Origin of the sequence: Arthrobacter cryoconiti (genome assembly GCF_020905375.1) — a bacterium.
Lineage (GTDB): Bacteria > Actinomycetota > Actinomycetes > Actinomycetales > Micrococcaceae > Specibacter > Specibacter cryoconiti.
The window spans coordinates 490,809-507,755 of sequence record NZ_JAJJBU010000003.1 but is presented as its reverse complement, the minus strand read 5'-3'; the positions used below and the strand labels follow the sequence as shown (position 1 = coordinate 507,755).

17 protein-coding genes and 1 tRNA gene are annotated in these 16,947 nt (G+C 57.6%); 7 read left to right on the top strand and 11 right to left on the bottom strand.

Annotated features, from left to right (window positions below):
- Positions 1 to 19: 19 nt before the first annotated feature.
- Both LOH53_RS02380 and LOH53_RS02375 read left to right on the top strand, forming a co-directional pair.
- The gene (locus LOH53_RS02380) at positions 20 to 1,090 is read left to right on the top strand and encodes a M4 family metallopeptidase (protein ID WP_230066100.1); all 1,071 of its coding nucleotides are present in this window, start codon (positions 20 to 22) and stop codon (positions 1,088 to 1,090) included.
- The gene (locus LOH53_RS02375; protein WP_230066099.1) at positions 1,087 to 1,398 is read left to right on the top strand and encodes a protealysin inhibitor emfourin; all 312 of its coding nucleotides are present in this window, start codon (positions 1,087 to 1,089) and stop codon (positions 1,396 to 1,398) included. The genes LOH53_RS02380 and LOH53_RS02375 overlap by 4 nt, the downstream gene beginning before the upstream one ends.
- A gap of 125 nt (positions 1,399 to 1,523) precedes the next feature.
- On the opposite strand, the gene LOH53_RS02370 is transcribed toward LOH53_RS02375, so the two are convergent.
- Both LOH53_RS02370 and LOH53_RS02365 read right to left on the bottom strand, forming a co-directional pair.
- Entirely contained in the window at positions 1,524 to 3,146 is a 1,623-nt protein-coding gene (locus tag LOH53_RS02370; protein WP_230066235.1) for a solute symporter family protein, read from the bottom strand.
- Between the two features lie 30 nt (positions 3,147 to 3,176).
- A complete protein-coding gene (locus LOH53_RS02365; RefSeq protein ID WP_230066234.1) occupies positions 3,177 to 3,548 on the bottom strand; it encodes a DUF485 domain-containing protein in 372 nt (123 codons plus the stop codon).
- 167 nt (positions 3,549 to 3,715) lie between these two features.
- Here LOH53_RS02365 and LOH53_RS02360 point away from each other — a divergent pair, with 167 nt between their 5' ends.
- The 4 genes from LOH53_RS02360 to LOH53_RS02345 all read left to right on the top strand — a co-directional run bounded on the left by LOH53_RS02360 (position 3,716) and on the right by LOH53_RS02345 (position 7,695).
- A complete protein-coding gene (locus tag LOH53_RS02360) occupies positions 3,716 to 4,939 on the top strand; it encodes a sensor histidine kinase (protein WP_376992032.1) in 1,224 nt (407 codons plus the stop codon).
- Between the two features lie 133 nt (positions 4,940 to 5,072).
- Positions 5,073 to 5,795, top strand: coding sequence for a LytR/AlgR family response regulator transcription factor (locus tag LOH53_RS02355; RefSeq protein ID WP_230066097.1), 723 nt, complete (start codon positions 5,073 to 5,075; stop codon positions 5,793 to 5,795).
- On the top strand, positions 5,792 to 6,199 hold the full coding sequence (locus tag LOH53_RS02350) for a hypothetical protein (RefSeq protein ID WP_230066096.1): 408 nt from the start codon (positions 5,792 to 5,794) through the stop codon (positions 6,197 to 6,199). Before LOH53_RS02355 ends, LOH53_RS02350 begins: the two co-directional genes overlap by 4 nt.
- Complete coding sequence (locus LOH53_RS02345; protein WP_230066095.1) at positions 6,196 to 7,695, top strand: sodium/solute symporter; 1,500 nt, start codon at positions 6,196 to 6,198, stop codon at positions 7,693 to 7,695. The genes LOH53_RS02350 and LOH53_RS02345 overlap by 4 nt, the downstream gene beginning before the upstream one ends.
- On the opposite strand, the gene LOH53_RS02340 is transcribed toward LOH53_RS02345, so the two are convergent.
- From LOH53_RS02340 to rpsB, 6 genes are all read right to left on the bottom strand, one after another.
- Positions 7,692 to 8,297, bottom strand: a complete 606-nt coding sequence (locus LOH53_RS02340; RefSeq protein ID WP_230066094.1) for a DivIVA domain-containing protein — start codon at positions 8,295 to 8,297, stop codon at positions 7,692 to 7,694. The two genes, LOH53_RS02345 and LOH53_RS02340, sit on opposite strands and share 4 nt — an antisense overlap.
- Positions 8,298 to 8,364: 67 nt before the next feature.
- Positions 8,365 to 9,243: a phosphatidate cytidylyltransferase gene (locus LOH53_RS02335; protein ID WP_230066233.1), complete on the bottom strand. Its 879-nt coding sequence runs from the start codon at positions 9,241 to 9,243 to the stop codon at positions 8,365 to 8,367.
- A gap of 371 nt (positions 9,244 to 9,614) precedes the next feature.
- Positions 9,615 to 10,172 carry a ribosome recycling factor gene (frr, locus tag LOH53_RS02330; RefSeq protein ID WP_230066093.1) on the bottom strand — a complete coding sequence of 186 codons (558 nt, stop codon included), beginning with the start codon at positions 10,170 to 10,172 and terminating at the stop codon, positions 9,615 to 9,617.
- 120 nt (positions 10,173 to 10,292) lie between these two features.
- Positions 10,293 to 11,054 carry a UMP kinase gene (pyrH, locus tag LOH53_RS02325; protein WP_230066092.1) on the bottom strand — a complete coding sequence of 254 codons (762 nt, stop codon included), beginning with the start codon at positions 11,052 to 11,054 and terminating at the stop codon, positions 10,293 to 10,295.
- Positions 11,055 to 11,276: 222 nt separating this feature from the next.
- Complete coding sequence (tsf, locus tag LOH53_RS02320) at positions 11,277 to 12,104, bottom strand: translation elongation factor Ts (RefSeq protein WP_230066091.1); 828 nt, start codon at positions 12,102 to 12,104, stop codon at positions 11,277 to 11,279.
- Positions 12,105 to 12,256: 152 nt separating this feature from the next.
- A complete protein-coding gene (gene rpsB, locus LOH53_RS02315; protein WP_230066090.1) occupies positions 12,257 to 13,141 on the bottom strand; it encodes a 30S ribosomal protein S2 in 885 nt (294 codons plus the stop codon).
- Between the two features lie 344 nt (positions 13,142 to 13,485).
- Between rpsB and LOH53_RS02310 the strand changes: the two genes are divergently transcribed.
- On the top strand, positions 13,486 to 14,085 hold the full coding sequence (locus LOH53_RS02310; RefSeq protein WP_230066089.1) for a M23 family metallopeptidase: 600 nt from the start codon (positions 13,486 to 13,488) through the stop codon (positions 14,083 to 14,085).
- 30 nt (positions 14,086 to 14,115) lie between these two features.
- Here the strand turns inward: LOH53_RS02310 and LOH53_RS02305 are convergent, their stop codons facing one another.
- From LOH53_RS02305 to LOH53_RS02295, 3 genes are all read right to left on the bottom strand, one after another.
- Positions 14,116 to 15,306: an acyl-CoA dehydrogenase family protein gene (locus LOH53_RS02305; protein WP_230066088.1), complete on the bottom strand. Its 1,191-nt coding sequence runs from the start codon at positions 15,304 to 15,306 to the stop codon at positions 14,116 to 14,118.
- 234 nt (positions 15,307 to 15,540) lie between these two features.
- Positions 15,541 to 15,614 (bottom strand) — tRNA-Ile (locus LOH53_RS02300).
- Between the two features lie 69 nt (positions 15,615 to 15,683).
- Complete coding sequence (locus LOH53_RS02295; RefSeq protein ID WP_230066087.1) at positions 15,684 to 16,889, bottom strand: glycosyltransferase; 1,206 nt, start codon at positions 16,887 to 16,889, stop codon at positions 15,684 to 15,686.
- Positions 16,890 to 16,947: the final 58 nt, after the last annotated feature.

The following is a 16,947-nucleotide window of genomic DNA, read 5'->3' as shown; positions in this document are numbered from 1 at the left end:
GAATCATGAGGTAGAGACAATGATTGCCAACCATCACTGCAGCATTGCCCCGCCAGATCTGCTGGCGCGGCTGGCACTTGACGGAACGTCAGCCCAGAAGGAAGCTGCCTTGCGAGCACTGGCAACCTCTGCTGCATTCCGGCAGCAACGCGCCGTCATGGGCAAAATGACACGCCAGTTCCACCTTCCCACCGGTCAGGCTCTGGGATTCAACATTTCCTCCACCAGACGGCTGACCGTCTATGATAACCAAACGAAAGGCCGCACTTTTCTGCCGGGCGTACGCATGCGCGGGTGGGGTGAGCCACCCAGCTCGGATGTAGCGGTCAACGAAGCGTATGACGGCAGTTCCGAAACCTACGATTTCTACAAAAAAGTCATGGGCCGCAATTCCTTGGACAACGCCAATATGGAGTTGGTCTCCAGCGTCCACTACGGCGTGGCCTATGACAACGCCTTCTGGGATGGCACGCAGATGGTCTACGGTGACGGCAGCGGACAAATCTTCCAAATCGGCGGACTGACGCACGCACTGGATGTGATCGGCCATGAACTCACTCACGGGATCACAGAGTTCACGGCAGGTCTGGCCTATAGCAAACAGTCCGGCGCCCTGAACGAATCATTCTCGGATGTCTTCGGCTCCCTCGTGAAGCAGTACACACTCAAACAGTCCGCACAAGACGCCGACTGGCTGATCGGCGAGGGTGTCCTGGTTCCGTCTTTAGGCAAGGCACTGCGTTCACTGAAAGCTCCGGGAACGGCCTACTCCGGTGACCACCAACCAGCCACGATGGCCGACTACGTTGAATTACCTGACGACAACGACCCCCGTAACGACAACGGCGGCGTCCATATAAATTCTGGAATCCCCAACCATGCCTTCTACCTCGCTGCCACTGCACTCGGAGGAAATGCGTGGGAAAAGGCTGGGAAGATCTGGTACCGAACCCTCACCACACAACTGCACGCAAACTCACAATTCGACGACGCTGCGACAGCCACTGTGGACATGGCGAGCACACTTTTTGGCTCTGCCGAAGCACACGCGGTGGAAAGCGCGTGGAAGAGCGTGGGTGTTTTGTCGTGAAACTGACGGTCCGGATCGGCGGGGGTTTCGCCGGAGTGGTGTCCGTCATAGCCGTAGATTCCACAATCCTTCCTGTGGCGCAAGCGCAAGCGTTGGCTGCGGAAGTGGACCGCGCACAGTTACGCTCCATCGAGCCACCCGCCGCAGCCCAGCGGCGGCCAGATGCACAACTCTATGAGGTACTTCTCCAAGACGGAGAAAAGCGCTTCAAACTACATTTCACGGACGAATCCATTCCAGCGGACGTCGAGAAACTCGTGCATTGGATGCGGCAGTGCCCTGATCGACAAGAGTCATTAGAGGCTTAGCAACACAGCAAGCGCTACAGCCCCGGCCCCTCAACAAGCGCTGCTGGTAGACGTAGGAAGACCCCTACTAGACCTCATCCAAGGAGGACTAGTAGGGGCCTTTCTACAGGCACTGAGAGCGTGTTTTAGTGCTCGACCGCCCTCTCAGCTCCGACACCCGTGAGGGAACGGACATCCATTTCCGCTTGAATGCGCGGGTTTTCGGTGTTCTTATCCAGTACCGTGCCCAACCAACCGAGGAAGAATGCCAACGGGATCGAGATGATTCCGGGGTTGGCCAGCGGGAAGAAGTCGAAACTGGCACCGGGGATCATCGCCTTCGGACTTCCAGAGACCACCGGGGAAAACGCGATGAGGACAATCGCAGCGGCGAGGCCACCGTACATGCTCCACAAGGCACCTTGAGTAGTGAACTTCTTCCAAAACAGCGAGAAAACAATGGTGGGCAAATTCGCCGAGGCAGCGATCGCGAACGCCAATGCCACGAGGAAGGCGATGTTCTGCCCATTGGCCAAGATGCCACCGGCGATGGCGACTACACCGATCACGACCACAGTGCGCCTGGCAACCTTGACTTCCATTTCAGGCTTAGGCTCGCCCTTGACGATCACGTTGGAGTAGATGTCATGCGCAAAGGACGCAGCGGCGGTGATGGTCAGCCCGGCAACAACAGCCAGGATGGTAGCGAAGGCCACGGCCGAGATAAAGCCGAGCAGGATGGGCCCTCCCACCACGAATGCCAGCAGCGGGGCGGCAGCGTTGACGCCACCGGGTGCCGCCAAAATTTCCTTCTTGCCGATCAACGCACCCGCACCGTAGCCAAGAACTAGGGTGAAGATATAGAAGATACCAATGAGCCAGATCGCCCAGACCACTGATTTGCGGGCTTCTTTGGCTGTGGGAACAGTGTAGAAACGCATGAGCACGTGAGGTAGCGCCGCCGTTCCAAGGACCAGGGCAAGAGCCAAGGAGATGAAGTCCAGCGGAGCTTTTCCGTATTGGGCGCCTGGGTTCAGCAGTGCCGCACCGGCCCCACCTTCATTGATGGACGTCTGCACTGCCGCGTCCATCAACGTGCTCAGGTTGAACCCGTTCATGGCAAGAACCATCACGGTCATGATGGCCGCTCCAACAATCAACAGACAGGCCTTGATGATCTGTACCCAGGTGGTGCCCTTCATGCCACCGATCAGTACGTAGACAATCATGAGTACGCCGACGACGGCGATCACGACCGCCTGGCCAGCCTTATTGCCATTGTCCAAACCCAGGAGCAGCGAGACAAGTCCACCCGCGCCGGCCATCTGGGCCAAGAGGTAGAAGAAGCATACTACCAACGTGGTGGTGGCAGCGGCAATACGGACCGGGCGCTGCTTGAGTCGGAAGGAGAGCACATCCGCCATCGTGAACTTACCGGTGTTACGCAGCAGTTCAGCCACGAGCAGCAGGGCCACTAGCCATGCAACCAGGAAGCCGATGGAGTAGAGGAAGCCATCGTAGCCATTGATGGCGATGGCACCGGTGATGCCGAGGAAGGAGGCAGCTGAGAGGTAGTCTCCAGCGATCGCTGTGCCATTTTGCCCGCCGGAGAAGGAACGCCCGGCCGCATAGTAGTCTGCAGCAGTCTTATTGTTGCGGCTGGCACGGAAGACGACCACCATGGTGACGCCGACAAAGAGCACGAAGATCAAAATGTTGATCCACGATGTCTCCTTGGTCTGTTCGCCTAATGACTGCAAGGGGGCGATCTGGGTGAAGAGAGAAGAACGGCTCACGGTTTAGACCTCTTCCTGGACGGCGTTGGTGGCTGCGATCTGCGCCTCGAGGCGGGTACGGATTTTCGCCGCCTTCGGATCGAGCTTGTTGTTGGCGTAGGTGACATACCAGGTGGTGATGCCGAAGGTGGTGACAAATTGGAGCAAGCCCATGACTAAGCCAATATTGATAGAGCCCCAGACCTTGATGGACATAAAATCGTGGGCATAGGCAGCTAAAAGCACATACGCGAAATACCACAGTAGAAATCCGACGGCGACCGGAAAGACGAAGCTACGGTGGCTTTTCTTGAGGTCTGCGAACTCCTGCGACGCTTGGACTTGAATATAATCAACGTCCAGACTCTCTTCACTTGCATGGGCAGAATTACCCATCATTCCTCCTTGAGTAATGTGATCCCTCTCACTATGGCGTGCTTGAGATCACATTCTTTAGCGTTTGGAACATACCCGCGCCGAACGGCATGGCGAATGCGCCGAACGGTATCCAATGCCGCCTAATGCGCCGTGCAGCTATGGTTTATTTCATGCCACCTCTCGTGTTGAGCGATTCGACGCTCCTGCTCATCACCACAATTGCGGCAGTCCTGGCCGCCATCGCAATCGTCGCCGTCGTCGGCTTCAAGCTCTCACGTTCCCATCGCGAGCTTGGGACGGACGCCGAACGCGCAACCTTCCGGGCTCTGCACTCGACCGCGGCCGCTGGCGCACAGTTACGCAACGGCTTGGAACCGACAAGTGCACTAAAAGCGAGCAAACAGTTACGCGCTCTACTCAATTGCGCGGCCTTTGCCATGACGGATACAGACACGCTGCTGGCGTGGGACGGTGCCGGCCCGGCCGCAAAGCAACCAGACTCTCCCGCAGTTATGGGATTGGCTGCACAGGCGCTGGGCAACGGTCGCACCCAGGTTGCGGTCCTGGACTCCGGACTCCGCCAAGCCTTAGGGCTGCCGCAACAGGAATCAGTACTCAAGGCCGCTGTCATCTGCCCCATCAAAGTTGATTCAAGGGTGGCAGGCACCGTGATCATTTTGAGTAAGCAACCCAGCGCCGGCCTTATCAGAGCCACCAACGAAGTCGCGGCTTGGGTATCGGCTCAGCTGGAACTGACCGAGCTCAACGCCTCACGCACAGCACTGGCAGAAGCCGAGGTGCGCGCTCTGCGAGCACAGATCAGCCCTCACTTCATCTACAACTCACTGAACGCCATCGCCTCCTTCATCAATACCGACCCTCAGAGAGCCAGGGACCTCGTGGTGGAATTTGCCGATTTCACCCGCTATTCCTTTCGCCGCCACGGCGACTTCACCACGCTTGCCGAGGAGCTACGCTGCATCGACAGGTACTTATTGCTGGAGAGCGCCCGCTTTGGCGATCGTTTACAGATCAGTTTGCAAATTGCGCCCGAAGTCCTCAGCACCGTCATTCCCTTCCTCAGCCTGCAACCCCTAGTGGAAAATGCTGTGCGACATGGCTTGGAGGCCAAGGTGGGACGGGGCTTGATCCAAATCTCTGCCCGCGACCTGGGAGCCCTTACCGAGGTCACCATTGAGGACGACGGCGTCGGCATGGACCCAGAATTACTCAAACAGGTACTGGGTGGCCAACGCGACGGTAGCCACGTGGGTCTGCGCAACGTCGACTCCCGGCTCCGGCAGGTGTACGGAGATCAACACGGACTCGTCATCGACACCGGTGTTGGTCATGGAATGCTCATCACCATGACCGTGCCAAAGAACCAGCCCGGTCATGATGCCCAATAACCGCTAGGGCCTCCCGTCTTCCACCCTCCCCAAGCTCGCTTCGCTCTCTTGGGGCCCCTCGGCCGTTAGCGCCTTCCACCCTCCCCAAGCTCGCTTCGCTCTCTTGGGGCCCCTCGGCCGTTAGGCTTAGCCCATGATCAACGTCTTAGTCGCCGACGATGAGCTGCCCGCGGTCGAGGAATTGGCCTACTTGCTGGGCCGCGACCCCCGCATCAACGTTATTCACCGGGCCTTAGGTGGCGCGCAGGCACTTCAGATCCTTACCCACGAAGCAGTGGACGCCGTGTTCTTGGATATCCATATGCCCGGGCTGTCAGGACTAGAACTTGCGCAGGTAATCGGGCAAGGCGAACACCCGCCAGTCGTAGTATTTGTGACGGCAGATGACGACCGCGCTTTGGAAGCCTTTGATTTGGCCGCCGTCGATTACCTGCTCAAACCAGTCCGGACGGAGCGGTTAACACAGTCAGTGGACCGGGTAGCCGAACTCGTGGCCCATCCCGTCCCTGAGGTCCCGGTTGAGATGATCACAGTTGATCAAGGCGGCGTCAGCCGCCTCATCCGCTTGGACGATGTGCGCTTTGTTCAGGCACAAGGCGACTACGCGAGGCTGCACACGGCCGAAGCCAGCTACCTCATCAGGGTTCCCTTGGCAGATCTAGAACAGCGCTGGCAAGATTCAGGATTCTTGCGCATTCACCGTTCCTATCTGGTTTGCATGGCGTTTGTTACGGCACTTAAACTCAGCGCTAGCAGGCCTACGGTTTCGGTCTCGAACGCTGACTTGCCAGTGAGTAGGCGTCATTTACCAGCCCTGCGAGAGCGCCTGCAATCAACCCGGGTTCGGCCGTCATGACAACCCAGGACTCCTTGAATCCCGAACAAGGGCCGCCCGCTACAGGCCGAGTCCGCGTGGTCTCCCCGCACAGTGCAGCCCGGCGCGTTTTAGGAGGCGCCAGCGTCTCTGAGGAAGTTGCCGAACAGTCGGCCGTCGGGGAGGTAATGGTCCAGTCGCTCATTCGCTCCCAATTGCGCTTAGCCCTGGTGGTGAGCATCGGCTTCATGGTGGCGCTCATGATTGGTTGGAGCGCTATTCGCTGGGTCCCAGCCTTTAGGACCTGGCAAATTATGGGCATCCCGGCACCTTGGCTCATGCTTGGCGTTGGCGTGTATCCAGTGATTGGCGCATGCGCCTGGCTGTATGTCCGTGCCGCAACAAAGAATGAAAACCGCTACCGTGATCTGGTGGACGAGAAATGAATCCCGCAGTCGGCTTCACGGCGATCATCACAGTCTCGATCATTACCGCACTCATCGGTTTCTACGGTTTACGTATTTCACGCACCACCAGCGACTTCTACGTGGCATCACGCACGGTTCCACCGTGGCTGAATGCCTCCGCAATCGGGGGCGAATATCTTTCCGCGGCCAGCTTCCTAGGCATCGCCGGGCTGATCATGATCTCCGGCATCGACGCCCTCTGGTTCCCGATCGGTTACACGGCCGGGTACCTAATGCTCCTGTTCTTCGTCGCAGCTCCTCTGCGACGTTCCGGGGCTTACACCATTCCAGATTTTGCACAAGCCCGGCTGAACTCCACCCAGGCAAGATACGTCACGAGTTTCCTTGTAGTCATGGTGGGTTGGCTCTACATTGTCCCGCAGCTACACGGCGCTGCCCTGACCATCCGCACCACCACCGGCTTACCTTCCTGGGTCGGCGCCACCGCCGTCGTGGTGATTGTGTGCCTGACTGTCATTACCGGTGGCATGCGCTCCATCACCTTCGTTCAGGCCTTCCAATTCTGGCTGAAACTGACGGCTCTTGCCGCGCCGGCCGTCTTTATCTTGTTATTAGTCAGTGGGTCCACAGGCATGGTGCCCCCGGGAGGAATCCGCGCCGGTTCCGAGTTCTTCCCTGCAAGTGACATCCTCGACGGCGAGAGCATGTACCGGACAGTGTCCTTGTTGGTTGCCCTCCTTTTTGGCACCTTGGGACTGCCGCACGTCCTGGTCCGGTTTTATACCAACCCCGACGGCGCTGCGGCCCGACGCACCACGTTGATTGTCCTGGGTCTGCTCTCCGTCTTTTACCTCTTCCCCACGATCTACGGGATCGTGGGCCGGGTTTTTCTGCCCGGGCTGATCACCAACGGCAACGCTGACGCCACGGTCTTACTACTACCGGGAACTTTGATCGGCGGCCTGGGCGGGAGCATACTGACAGCTCTTGTGGTCGCCGGAGCCTTCGCAGCATTTTTATCGACCACATCTGGGCTTGTAGTTTCTCTGGCCGGCGTGATTAGCCAAGACCTACTGGGAGGAAGCGTGCGGGGCTTTCGCATCGCAGCAATCGCAGCGGCTGTGGTGCCATTGGGTGTGGCTTTGGGTACCGATTCACTGGCATTGGCTGGAAGTGTGGGCTTGGTCTTCGCGTTCACGGCATCCACCCTCTGCCCGCTACTGCTGCTGGGAATTTGGTGGCGGAAACTCACAGATATCGGAGCAGTAGCTGGCATGTTGACAGGTGGCCTCTTGTGCGGATCCGCCATCTTGCTTGGCGCACAGCTAGGGCCCGACTCACCCTGGCGAGACCTCTTGACACAGCCAGCCGCTTGGACCGTGCCAGCAGCGTTTCTCACCATGATTCTTGTTTCGCTGGCAACTCCTCAACGTCGGAACGCATCTCTGGCCAGATTCATGTCGAAACTACACGTGCCCGAACGCCCACTCGCAACGGGCCAGGGCCGCGGTTAGGCCTGCTTCTCCGTTGCCGTGTCGATTGATGCCATCAATTCAACCATGCGGTCCAAGAACGCGTCGACCTGGCTTTCCTCGTACCCATTGCGGCCTTTGACCGGGGAGAAAATGGCCCGACGCACCACATCCACACTCAGTTCGCCGTTGTCCTCAATGTAAGTGAGAAGCTCGCGGCACAGCAGATCCACGTCGGCAATGCTGTAGCTTTGCACTCCCTTGCGCGAAGGACGACGGAAGCGTTCGCCGTCGGGCCGGTGCAGTCTGCTTCGCAGGACCGAGGCGGTCTTGCCAATTTTCATCATCCAAGCCTGCTCGCCCTCAGCCTTGATCAACAGTTCCCGCTCACGTAGAACGAACTCGTCTTCGATCCGGTCCATGGCCGCGTCGACCGACTGCGCGTTATAGCCGCGACGGGCTGGCTCGAAGGAGGCGGTGCGCACGTCGTGGCTGGTGATCGCAGCCCCCGTAATGTCAGCATTGAGAAAATATGCGCGGGCACGATCTAAGAACTGGTCAACCTGCTTGACGTTGTAACCAACTTCCTTCGCACCAACCAGCTTGAATTTGGAGGTACTGCGGGTCTTTTCTTCCACTGTCATAGCCATTCCTCGGGGGTGTTGCCTTCTCGGACTAAAACGAACTCGGTACGGATGTCTTCGGTGCACATTAGAACTGACCTAAAACGCTAAACGTGGCATAGGCCACCGGGGCGGCGAACAGAATAGAGTCCAACCGATCCATCACGCCCCCATGGCCGGGCAGCAAATTGCTCATGTCCTTCACGCCAAGTTCACGCTTCACCATGGATTCGGCAAAGTCGCCACCAGTTCCTGAAACGACCATACCAATCGCGAGCGCTAAACCGACCCACCAATGCTCGTTGAGCACAAAAACCGTGGCGGGAATGGCCACCAGCATGGCGCCACCCATTGAACCGGCAAAACCCTCCCAAGATTTCTTGGGGCTGATCTTTGGGGCCATCGGGTGTTTACCGAACAGGACTCCTACCAGGTATCCAAAAGTGTCATTAGCAACCACTAAAATGAGCATAATGACCACTTGAAGTACGCCGCGGTTTATGTCGGACATATCCAAGGTGAGCCCCAACGTGGGGCCGTGTTCGGCGCGCAGCATCAGGAAGACAAACCCGAGCAGAAAAGGAATCCACATCAGCACGAACATCCCGGCCAGGATGCTCTTCACCGCACCGGGTTCTGGATCCAGCGAACGCCACAGCAGGGTAGCTCCGCAACTGGCGACCAGAGCAAACAGCAGGCCTTCAGAACCGGCGAAGTATGCGCTGGCTGGCATGGCAAGAGCACCCACCATGACGGGCGTCATAGGTACCAGAATGCCCTTGCTGGCGGTTGCTCGAGCGACCTCCCACACACCGACGGCTGCGAAAACGGTGGCGACAACAACAAACGCCAAAGGGAAAAATAGCAGGCTGGCCAGCACGACTACGAGCAGACTCAAGCCCACGCTAATGGCGGCTGGAAGATCTCGCCCTGCCTTAGGCGTACGATTTTTTGGCTTTGCCACCATGGCAATATCTGGTAGCACGGCGACGGGCCCTGCAGGGACGGGGATCGACGGTTCAGCGCCTACCGAAGCCCATGACTTCGTTACCCGCGCCGTTCCTGCCACGGAGAGCACAGGCTGAGAAGCCTTAGACCCAACGCCGGATTCAATCCCTGATACCGTCTCCTCGCGGGCGACCTCGCCACGTGCAGCTTGCTCAGAGTGATCCGGCGCGGGGGCCACTATCGGAATCATGCCCGTGAGCTCAGCGACCCGCCGGGCTTTCCGCGTGGGGAACTGGTACGCGGGAGGCTCCATTGAAGGATCGGGAGCGGGATTGGGTGTGGACGGGTCATCCCCCAGTGAATCGGCCGTCGCGGGCATGGGGTCCTTCATCAGACTTCCAGAAGCTCGGCTTCCTTGCGCTTAAGGAGTTCGTCTACGTTGTCTGTATGGGCTTTCGTGAGTGCATCAAGTTCCTTCTCGGCACGGGAACCCTCGTCTTCTCCGGCGTCGCCGTCCTTAACAAGTTTGTCTAGCGATTCTTTGGCCTTGCGCCGGATGTTCCGCACCGAAACTTTAGCGTCTTCACCCTTAGTGCGCGCCAGTTTCACGTACTCCCGGCGCCGTTCCGCACTAAGTTCAGGCATCATGATGCGGATGACGTTGCCGTCATTTGAAGGATTGGCACCCACGTCCGACGAGCTAAGCGCCCGCTCGATCTCATGCAAGGAAGTTTTATCGAACGGGGTGATGAGCAGTGTGCGAGCTTCTGGTACAGCAAAGGACGCCAACTGCTGCAAAGGGGTGGGCGCACCGTAGTATTCCACCAGAACCTTGGAGAACATGGCGGGGTGCGCACGGCCTGTCCGAATAGTGGAGAAATCCTCTTTCGCGACCTCAATGGCCTTGCCCATCTTCTCTTCGGCCTCGAACAAAGTTTCTTCGATCACGTCAGTCTCCCTCAACAATTTTGGTGTAAACAACACTTCCACGACAAACGAACGTGGCAAACCTAGAACTATCTTACCGTGAGCAAGCGCGCAGACGCGGTACCTCGCTGGGGCGCAAGGCTAGGGGGTGACCAGCGTACCCAGTTCTTCACCACGGATGGCTCGCGCCACGTTTCCCTCTCCTTGCATCCCGAAGACAAGCATCGTGACGTTGTTATCACGGCATAGGCTAAATGCCGTCTGGTCCATCACCCGAATATCCTTGGCCATTGCCTCGTCATAGCTGAGGTGGTCGAGTTTCACGGCAGTGGGGTCCTTCTTCGGATCTGCCGTGTAGACGCCATCCACACCATTCTTGGCCATCAAAACCACATCGGCGTGGACCTCCAGCGCGCGCTGAGCTGCCACTGTGTCTGTGGAGAAGTAGGGAAGGCCCGCGCCGGCACCAAAGATGACAACGCGACTCTTCTCGAGGTGGCGAATGGCACGCCGTGGAATATAGGCCTCCGCCACCTGACCCATGGTGATGGCACTTTGTACGCGAGTATCAACGCCAGCTTGTTCCAGGAAGTCCTGCAGCGCCAGGCAGTTCATTACCGTACCCAACATGCCCATATAGTCCGCGCGGGAACGGTCCATTCCGGAAGCGGAGAGTTCAGCTCCTCTGAAGAAGTTTCCGCCACCAACGACGATGGCGACTTCCACGGTATCCACGGTGCTGGCGATCTGCTTGGCAATGTTGCGGATGGTGTCAGGGTCAACTCCTAGTTTCCCGGCACCGAATACTTCTCCAGATAGCTTCAACAGCACCCGACGACGCTTGGTGGTTGCTGCTTGGGGGGCGCCGTGATCTTGAGTGGTCTTTGAAGTGTCAGTTGTCATTTCGCCTTCCGTGGGAGCAGGGCGGCCTGAGCCAGGCCCCTTTACCCGATGCAGTGATGTCGGTGCAGTTGCTGATGCAGTGGTGTCACCCATGCAGGGCCATTGACGCGCCTTGGGCCGACAATGACAACGTGCGTTACAAATTCTAGCTGACATTGCGCACAAAAAAGGGGCGGCCGCGTGGGCGGGCGCCCCTTTAGTGTGCATCAGGGTGCTGGTGCGTTATGCGCCAACACGGAAACGAGCAAATGCGACGCCCTTGACGCCAGCTTCAGCCAAAATTGAGCCAACGCTTTTCTTAGCATCCTTGGCGAAGGACTGATCAACCAAAACGATTTCCTTGAAGAAGCCGGTGAGGCGACCTTCAACGATTTTGCTCATGGCAGCTTCGGGCTTGCCCTCTGCCTGAGCGGTCTCGGCGGCAATGCGACGCTCGGTCTCGACAGTCTCAGCTGCAACTTCGTCGCGGCTAAGGAACTTAGGAGACATAGCGGCAATGTGGACAGCAACATCGTGAGCGACAGCCTGGTTTTCGCCGTCGATCGCGAACAGCACACCAACCTGGGCTGGAAGGTCCTTGGAAGTCTTGTGCAAGTAGGCGTCAACTGTGGCACCTTCAACACGAGCGATCCGGCGGATGGCAATCTTTTCGCCCAGAAGCGCGCCGGCTTCAATGACAGCTTCAGACAGCGGCTTGCCATCAACCTCGGCAGCCAGGAGTGTTTCAACGTCAGCCGCACCGGAAGAAATGGCAGTTGCTAGCACCTTGTTGGAAAACTCGATGAACGGAGCAGCCTTGGCCACAAAGTCAGTTTCACAGTTGACTTCAACCATGACGCCAACGCCATTCTGCGCCTTAGCTGCAACCAAACCTTCAGCGGTGGAGCGGCCTTCACGCTTCGTGGCGCCCTTGAGACCCTTGATCCGAATGAATTCTAGGGCCTTCTCGGCGTCACCATTTGCCTCGTCGAGAGCCTTCTTGACGTCCATCATGCCAGCGCCCGTGCGCTCGCGCAGTGCCTTAATATCAGCGGCGGTATAGTTCGCCATGTGAACCCCTCAGTGTAGATGTTTGAGAATATAAATCTAGTTAGAGAACAGCTGGCAGGACCGCTTTGCCTTGTGAGCGGTGCGATCCTGCCAGTGTCCGTAAACCTGGTTCCGCGTCCCAACTAAGCCCAGGAAACGGCGCAAGGTGGGTCTTACTTTTCGGTTGCAGCTTCAGCCGGAGCAGCTTCAGCGGCAGGAACCTCAGAAGCAGCGGCAGGAGCAGCGTCAGCGGCAGGAGCCTCAGGAGAAGCTTCAGCCGGGGCAGCTGCCTTGTCGCCTTCGAGGAGCTCACGCTCCCATTCAGCTAGCGGCTCGGCCGGTGCTTCTTCGTTGCCGGTCGCCTTGTTGTTGCGAGCGATCAAGCCCTCAGCGATAGCGTCAGCGATCACACGGGTCAACAGCGCAACGGAGCGGATGGCGTCGTCGTTGCCCGGGATCGGGAAGTCGACGTCGTCCGGGTTGCAGTTGGAGTCCAAGATGGCAACGACAGGGATGTTCAGCTTGTGAGCCTCGTCGATGGCGAGGTGCTCTTTCGGGGTGTCAACAATCCAGAGCAAGGACGGAGCCTTGGTCAGATTGCGGATACCACCGAGGTTGGTCTGCAGCTTGGTCAATTCACGCTTGAGGAGCAGGAGCTCCTTCTTGGTGTGACCGGAGGAAGCTACGTCCTCGAAGTCGATTTCTTCGAGTTCCTTCATGCGTGAGATACGCTTTGAAACCGTCTGGAAGTTGGTGAGCATGCCACCCAACCAGCGCTGGTTCACGTAAGGCTGGCCTACGCGGGTAGCTTGCTCGGCGATTGCTTCCTGAGCCTGCTTCTTGGTGCCGACGAAGAGTACGGTGCCGCCGTGTGCAACGGTGGCCTTCACGAACTCGTAAGCGCGGTCAATGAAAGACAGTGACTGCTGCAGGTCAATGATGTAGATGCCGTTGCGCTCCGTGAGGATGAATCGCTTCATCTTCGGGTTCCAACGACGGGTCTGGTGTCCAAAGTGGACGCCGCTGTCAAGCAGCTGGCGCATAGTTACGACGGGCATGCCGGCGCTCCTTCTTATTTTACGGTTCTTTTAGCTTGATAACCTGTACGAGATTTTCCGTGCGGGTCCTGCTCCTGGTACCCATCGTGCTTCCATGTCCTGCCAAGTGACAGACCGTATGGGCACAATCCGTCAGCAGTTTGAGGATTTCTCCAGCCACTCATCAGGGTTAGGCACGCGTAGTCAGTGATGCAAAAGAGCACACTGCTGTGCCAAGCCTACTACATTTCCGCTGTACTCCACGACGGAAAAGCCCCCTCCACAACCACATCCGGCACCGGACTTTCTCCACATTTTCCAGCGGGCACCTGCACGCTGTCTTATCTAAGCGCAAGCATTAGTTCATGGATACTTCACGGACGTTTAACCAGAGGCACCGAGCTGTGGCGTTATGCGTCGTGGCTGGGCTTGCCTTAATGACCACTTCAGCGCCAGCAGTAACAGTTAAGGCAGGTACAGGCCTGGCGATTTTTGCCCCGTCGCCCCGCTCGCTGCCGCCTTCGATCACATGGCATTGGCCCCTCTCGGGGAAAGCAGTAGTTGTCCATGTCTTTGATCCCCCGGACAAACCCTGGCGGCGTGGGCATCGGGGCGTGGATCTCCTTGCGAGCAATGGCGAGCAGATCCTGGCCCCGACGTCCGCCGTTGTGAGTTTTTCAGGCATCGTGGTGGATCGTCCAGTCTTAGTGTTAGCCACCCCAGCCGGGCTGCTGATCACTCTTGAGCCCGTAACGTCTAACCTCAGTGCCGGCGACGGCGTCTCCCGTGGGGAGCCGGTGGGCAACATCGCCTCACCCACTCACTGCGACTCCGCTCCCCCAGGAACCAATAGCTGCCTGCACTGGGGCGTCCGCAATGGCGAGAGTTATCTGAACCCGCTCATTTTTGTCCTGGATCTGCGCCCCTCGGTGTTGCTCCCTCTCGACTCTCCCAGCACCGGATGAGCGATGGAAACTGAACACTGAAAGTGAGCCCTAGACGATGGCAGAGATGCCAGTGATGGCCCTTCCCGTTACGAGCGTGTTGATCTCGTAAGTGCCCTCATAGGAATAGATGGCTTCCGCATCCGCAAAGATCTTCGCCATGCCATAATCGGTGACGATTCCGTTACCACCAAAGATCCCTCTACCCATGGCCACGGATTCACGCATCCGGGCAGTGGTGAAGGCCTTGGCAAGCGCGGATTGTTCATCCTTGGCCACACCCAGGTCCTCCAGTTGGGCCAATCGGATCATCATGCCCATGGAACTAACCGTGTTGCCCAACATTTTCACCAGCTGGTCCTGAACCAACTGGAACGAAGCAATGGGCCGGCCGAACTGCTGGCGCTCCACGGCGTAGCGTCGTGCCACGTCAAAGGCAGCCATTTGCTGACCAACTGCCTGCCATGCCACCGACAGTCGAGTCACTTTCAAGACCTTGTTGACGTCCTTGAAGCTGTTTCCTCCGGCAAGTTTGAAGAAGTCGGGGACTACCACGTTCTCCAACGTAATGTCAGCATTTTGTACCGAGCGCAGAGCGGTCTTATTTTCAATCTTTGTTGCGCTGTAGCCCTCCGTTGTGGTGTCCACCAAGAATGCCTTGACTTGATTGTCCGCCAGGTCCCGGGCAAAGATGACCACCCAATCAGAGAAAGTGGCGTTACCAATCCATCGCTTGGCGCCGTTGAGGATCCAGTTATCGCCGTCGCGGACAGCGGTGGTGCGGGTACCCCCGGCGACGTCAGAACCACCAAGTGGTTCGGTCAAACCGAAGGCGCCGATCTTCTTCAAGGAGTAGATGTCCGGCAGCCACGCGGCTTTTTGCTCCTCGGATGCCAGTTCTTCGATGGTTCCAGTGAACAATCCGTCGTGGGCGCCCAGGAACGTTGCAATGGAGGCATCCGCCCGGGTGAACTCGGCATGACAAATACCAGCGAACACATTGGAATGGCCTTGTCGCCGAATGGGACTCATGATGTCCAGGGCGGCCAGCTTGGGGATCAGCTCGTGGGGGAACTCTGCCCGGTTCCAGCAATCCACGGCAATGGGCTTGACTTCCTTATCTAAAAATTCGCGAAGCACCTGAAGCCGTTCACGTTCGGAGTCAGTGAGCAGTTGCTCGAATCCGTAGAAATCACCATCAGCATAGGGGAGGTTGTTCAGGTCAACAGCAGGCTTAGACATGGGCGTTCCTTTGCTTGATCTCATCTATAAAGATGACGATTCATCGCCACCCAAACTTGTTACTCATGAGTAACATATCTCAGGGGCGTGACCAACGCAACACTGACCGCAACTAACTCTTAACCCAGGACAGCGGACCATTCCTTGCAGGCGAGAACTCCCACACGCGCTAAAACGCAAAAAAGCTGCTGTTCAAAACCACATGTGTGGTTTTGAACAGCAGCTTTTTAGGCGTAGGGCCACTCGGACTTGAACCGAGGACCTAAGGATTATGAGTCCCGCGCTCTAACCAGCTGAGCTATGGCCCCTAGACTGTGCTTCTTTAGGCTGAAGACATCCGACAAAAAAGCACTCCTACAATCCTAATGGATTTGAGTCTAAACTGCGTGATCCTCATAGCTGCCGCCACGATAAATGTCCTCAAACGTGTCCAAAGTCTTCGTTAATCCATGACGGGCCACCATGGAGTGGCTGGCTGCACCCATGGCTTCCCGGTCCTCCTGCGACAAGGACATGACCGTGGTGATCTTTTGGGCCAGGTCATCACTGTCGTTAGGCTTGAACAGGTAGCCGTTGACGCCGTCGTCCATCAGGTGAGGCAGGGCCATAGCGTTGGCCAAAATCACCGGAGTCGAGGCGCTCATAGCCTCCAACGTCACCAGGGACTGCAATTCTGCGGTTCCGGGCATAACAAAAAGATCCGCTTTAAGGTAGACATCACGCAATTCCGCATCACTGATCAGGCCGGTGAAACGAACTCTGGAAGCCAGCCCCATTTTTTCAGCCTGTGCCTTCAGCGCATTCTTCACTTCACCACCACCCACAATCACTAGGTGCAGATCCAGTTCTGCTGGCGTCTTGGCAATGGCATCAATGAGCACGTCAATGTGCTTTTCTTCTGCCAGACGGCCCACGAATGCAACGGTCAGGTAAGGATTACGCTCCAGCGTCTCCCCTTCTGCCAACTCATAGTTGCCAGCCTCAATCCCGTTAGATAGCGGAAGAACTTTACGCAAGAATGCGTGCTCGTGCATGGCTTGTGCGGCCAGCGGGGTTGGCGTGGTCACGACGTCCGCGCGGCTCATGATCTTCCCCATGTCTCGCCAAGAAACCCGGGCAATGATGTTCTTGACCCACTTCGGGAACGGCAAAAACGGGTTAAGGTTCTCCGGCATGAAATGGTTGGTTGCCACGATTCGAATACCACGACGCTGGGCCTCGTACACCACATATTCGCCGATCATATAGTGGCTTTGCACGTGCACCACATCCGGCTTAATGACATCAAACAACGCGGCGATGTCTTTCTTAATCTCCCACGGTAGGCAGATTCTGATGTACTCGTGGGTTGGTACCGGGCGTGAGCGCAGACGGTGCACCGTGGCTTCGTCGCGCTTTTCGGTATACATGGGACCACCGTCAGGCCGCGCGGCCATTACATGCACGTTATGCCCACGGGCACTCATGCCTGTGGCTAGCCGGTAGCAGAACTGCGCCGCGCCATTGATGTGCGGCGGATAGGTGTCAGCGGCGATCAAAATCGTCAACGGTTTGTGCTCGCCGGTCCCGGGTGTGGATGTCACGGATATAGCTCCTGATGGATGGTCAGCCGCCGGTTCTTCCCGACGCCCCAACGCGAGG

What these genes read in the sequence shown, in the direction of transcription:
- LOH53_RS02380 (WP_230066100.1), top strand. Translation starts at nt 20, where the DNA reads ATGATTGCCAACCATCACTGCAGCATTGCCCCGCCAGATCTGCTGGCG.
- LOH53_RS02350 (WP_230066096.1), top strand. Translation starts at nt 5,792, where the DNA reads ATGACAACCCAGGACTCCTTGAATCCCGAACAAGGGCCGCCCGCTACA.
- pyrH (WP_230066092.1), bottom strand. Translation starts at nt 11,054, where the DNA reads ATGACAACTGACACTTCAAAGACCACTCAAGATCACGGCGCCCCCCAA.
- LOH53_RS02345 (WP_230066095.1), top strand. Translation starts at nt 6,196, where the DNA reads ATGAATCCCGCAGTCGGCTTCACGGCGATCATCACAGTCTCGATCATT.
- rpsB (WP_230066090.1), bottom strand. Translation starts at nt 13,141, where the DNA reads ATGCCCGTCGTAACTATGCGCCAGCTGCTTGACAGCGGCGTCCACTTT.
- LOH53_RS02355 (WP_230066097.1), top strand. Translation starts at nt 5,073, where the DNA reads ATGATCAACGTCTTAGTCGCCGACGATGAGCTGCCCGCGGTCGAGGAA.
- LOH53_RS02335 (WP_230066233.1), bottom strand. Translation starts at nt 9,243, where the DNA reads ATGGTGGCAAAGCCAAAAAATCGTACGCCTAAGGCAGGGCGAGATCTT.
- LOH53_RS02340 (WP_230066094.1), bottom strand. Translation starts at nt 8,297, where the DNA reads ATGACAGTGGAAGAAAAGACCCGCAGTACCTCCAAATTCAAGCTGGTT.
- LOH53_RS02305 (WP_230066088.1), bottom strand. Translation starts at nt 15,306, where the DNA reads ATGTCTAAGCCTGCTGTTGACCTGAACAACCTCCCCTATGCTGATGGT.
- LOH53_RS02365 (WP_230066234.1), bottom strand. Translation starts at nt 3,548, where the DNA reads ATGGGTAATTCTGCCCATGCAAGTGAAGAGAGTCTGGACGTTGATTAT.
- tsf (WP_230066091.1), bottom strand. Translation starts at nt 12,104, where the DNA reads ATGGCGAACTATACCGCCGCTGATATTAAGGCACTGCGCGAGCGCACG.
- LOH53_RS02310 (WP_230066089.1), top strand. Translation starts at nt 13,486, where the DNA reads ATGGATACTTCACGGACGTTTAACCAGAGGCACCGAGCTGTGGCGTTA.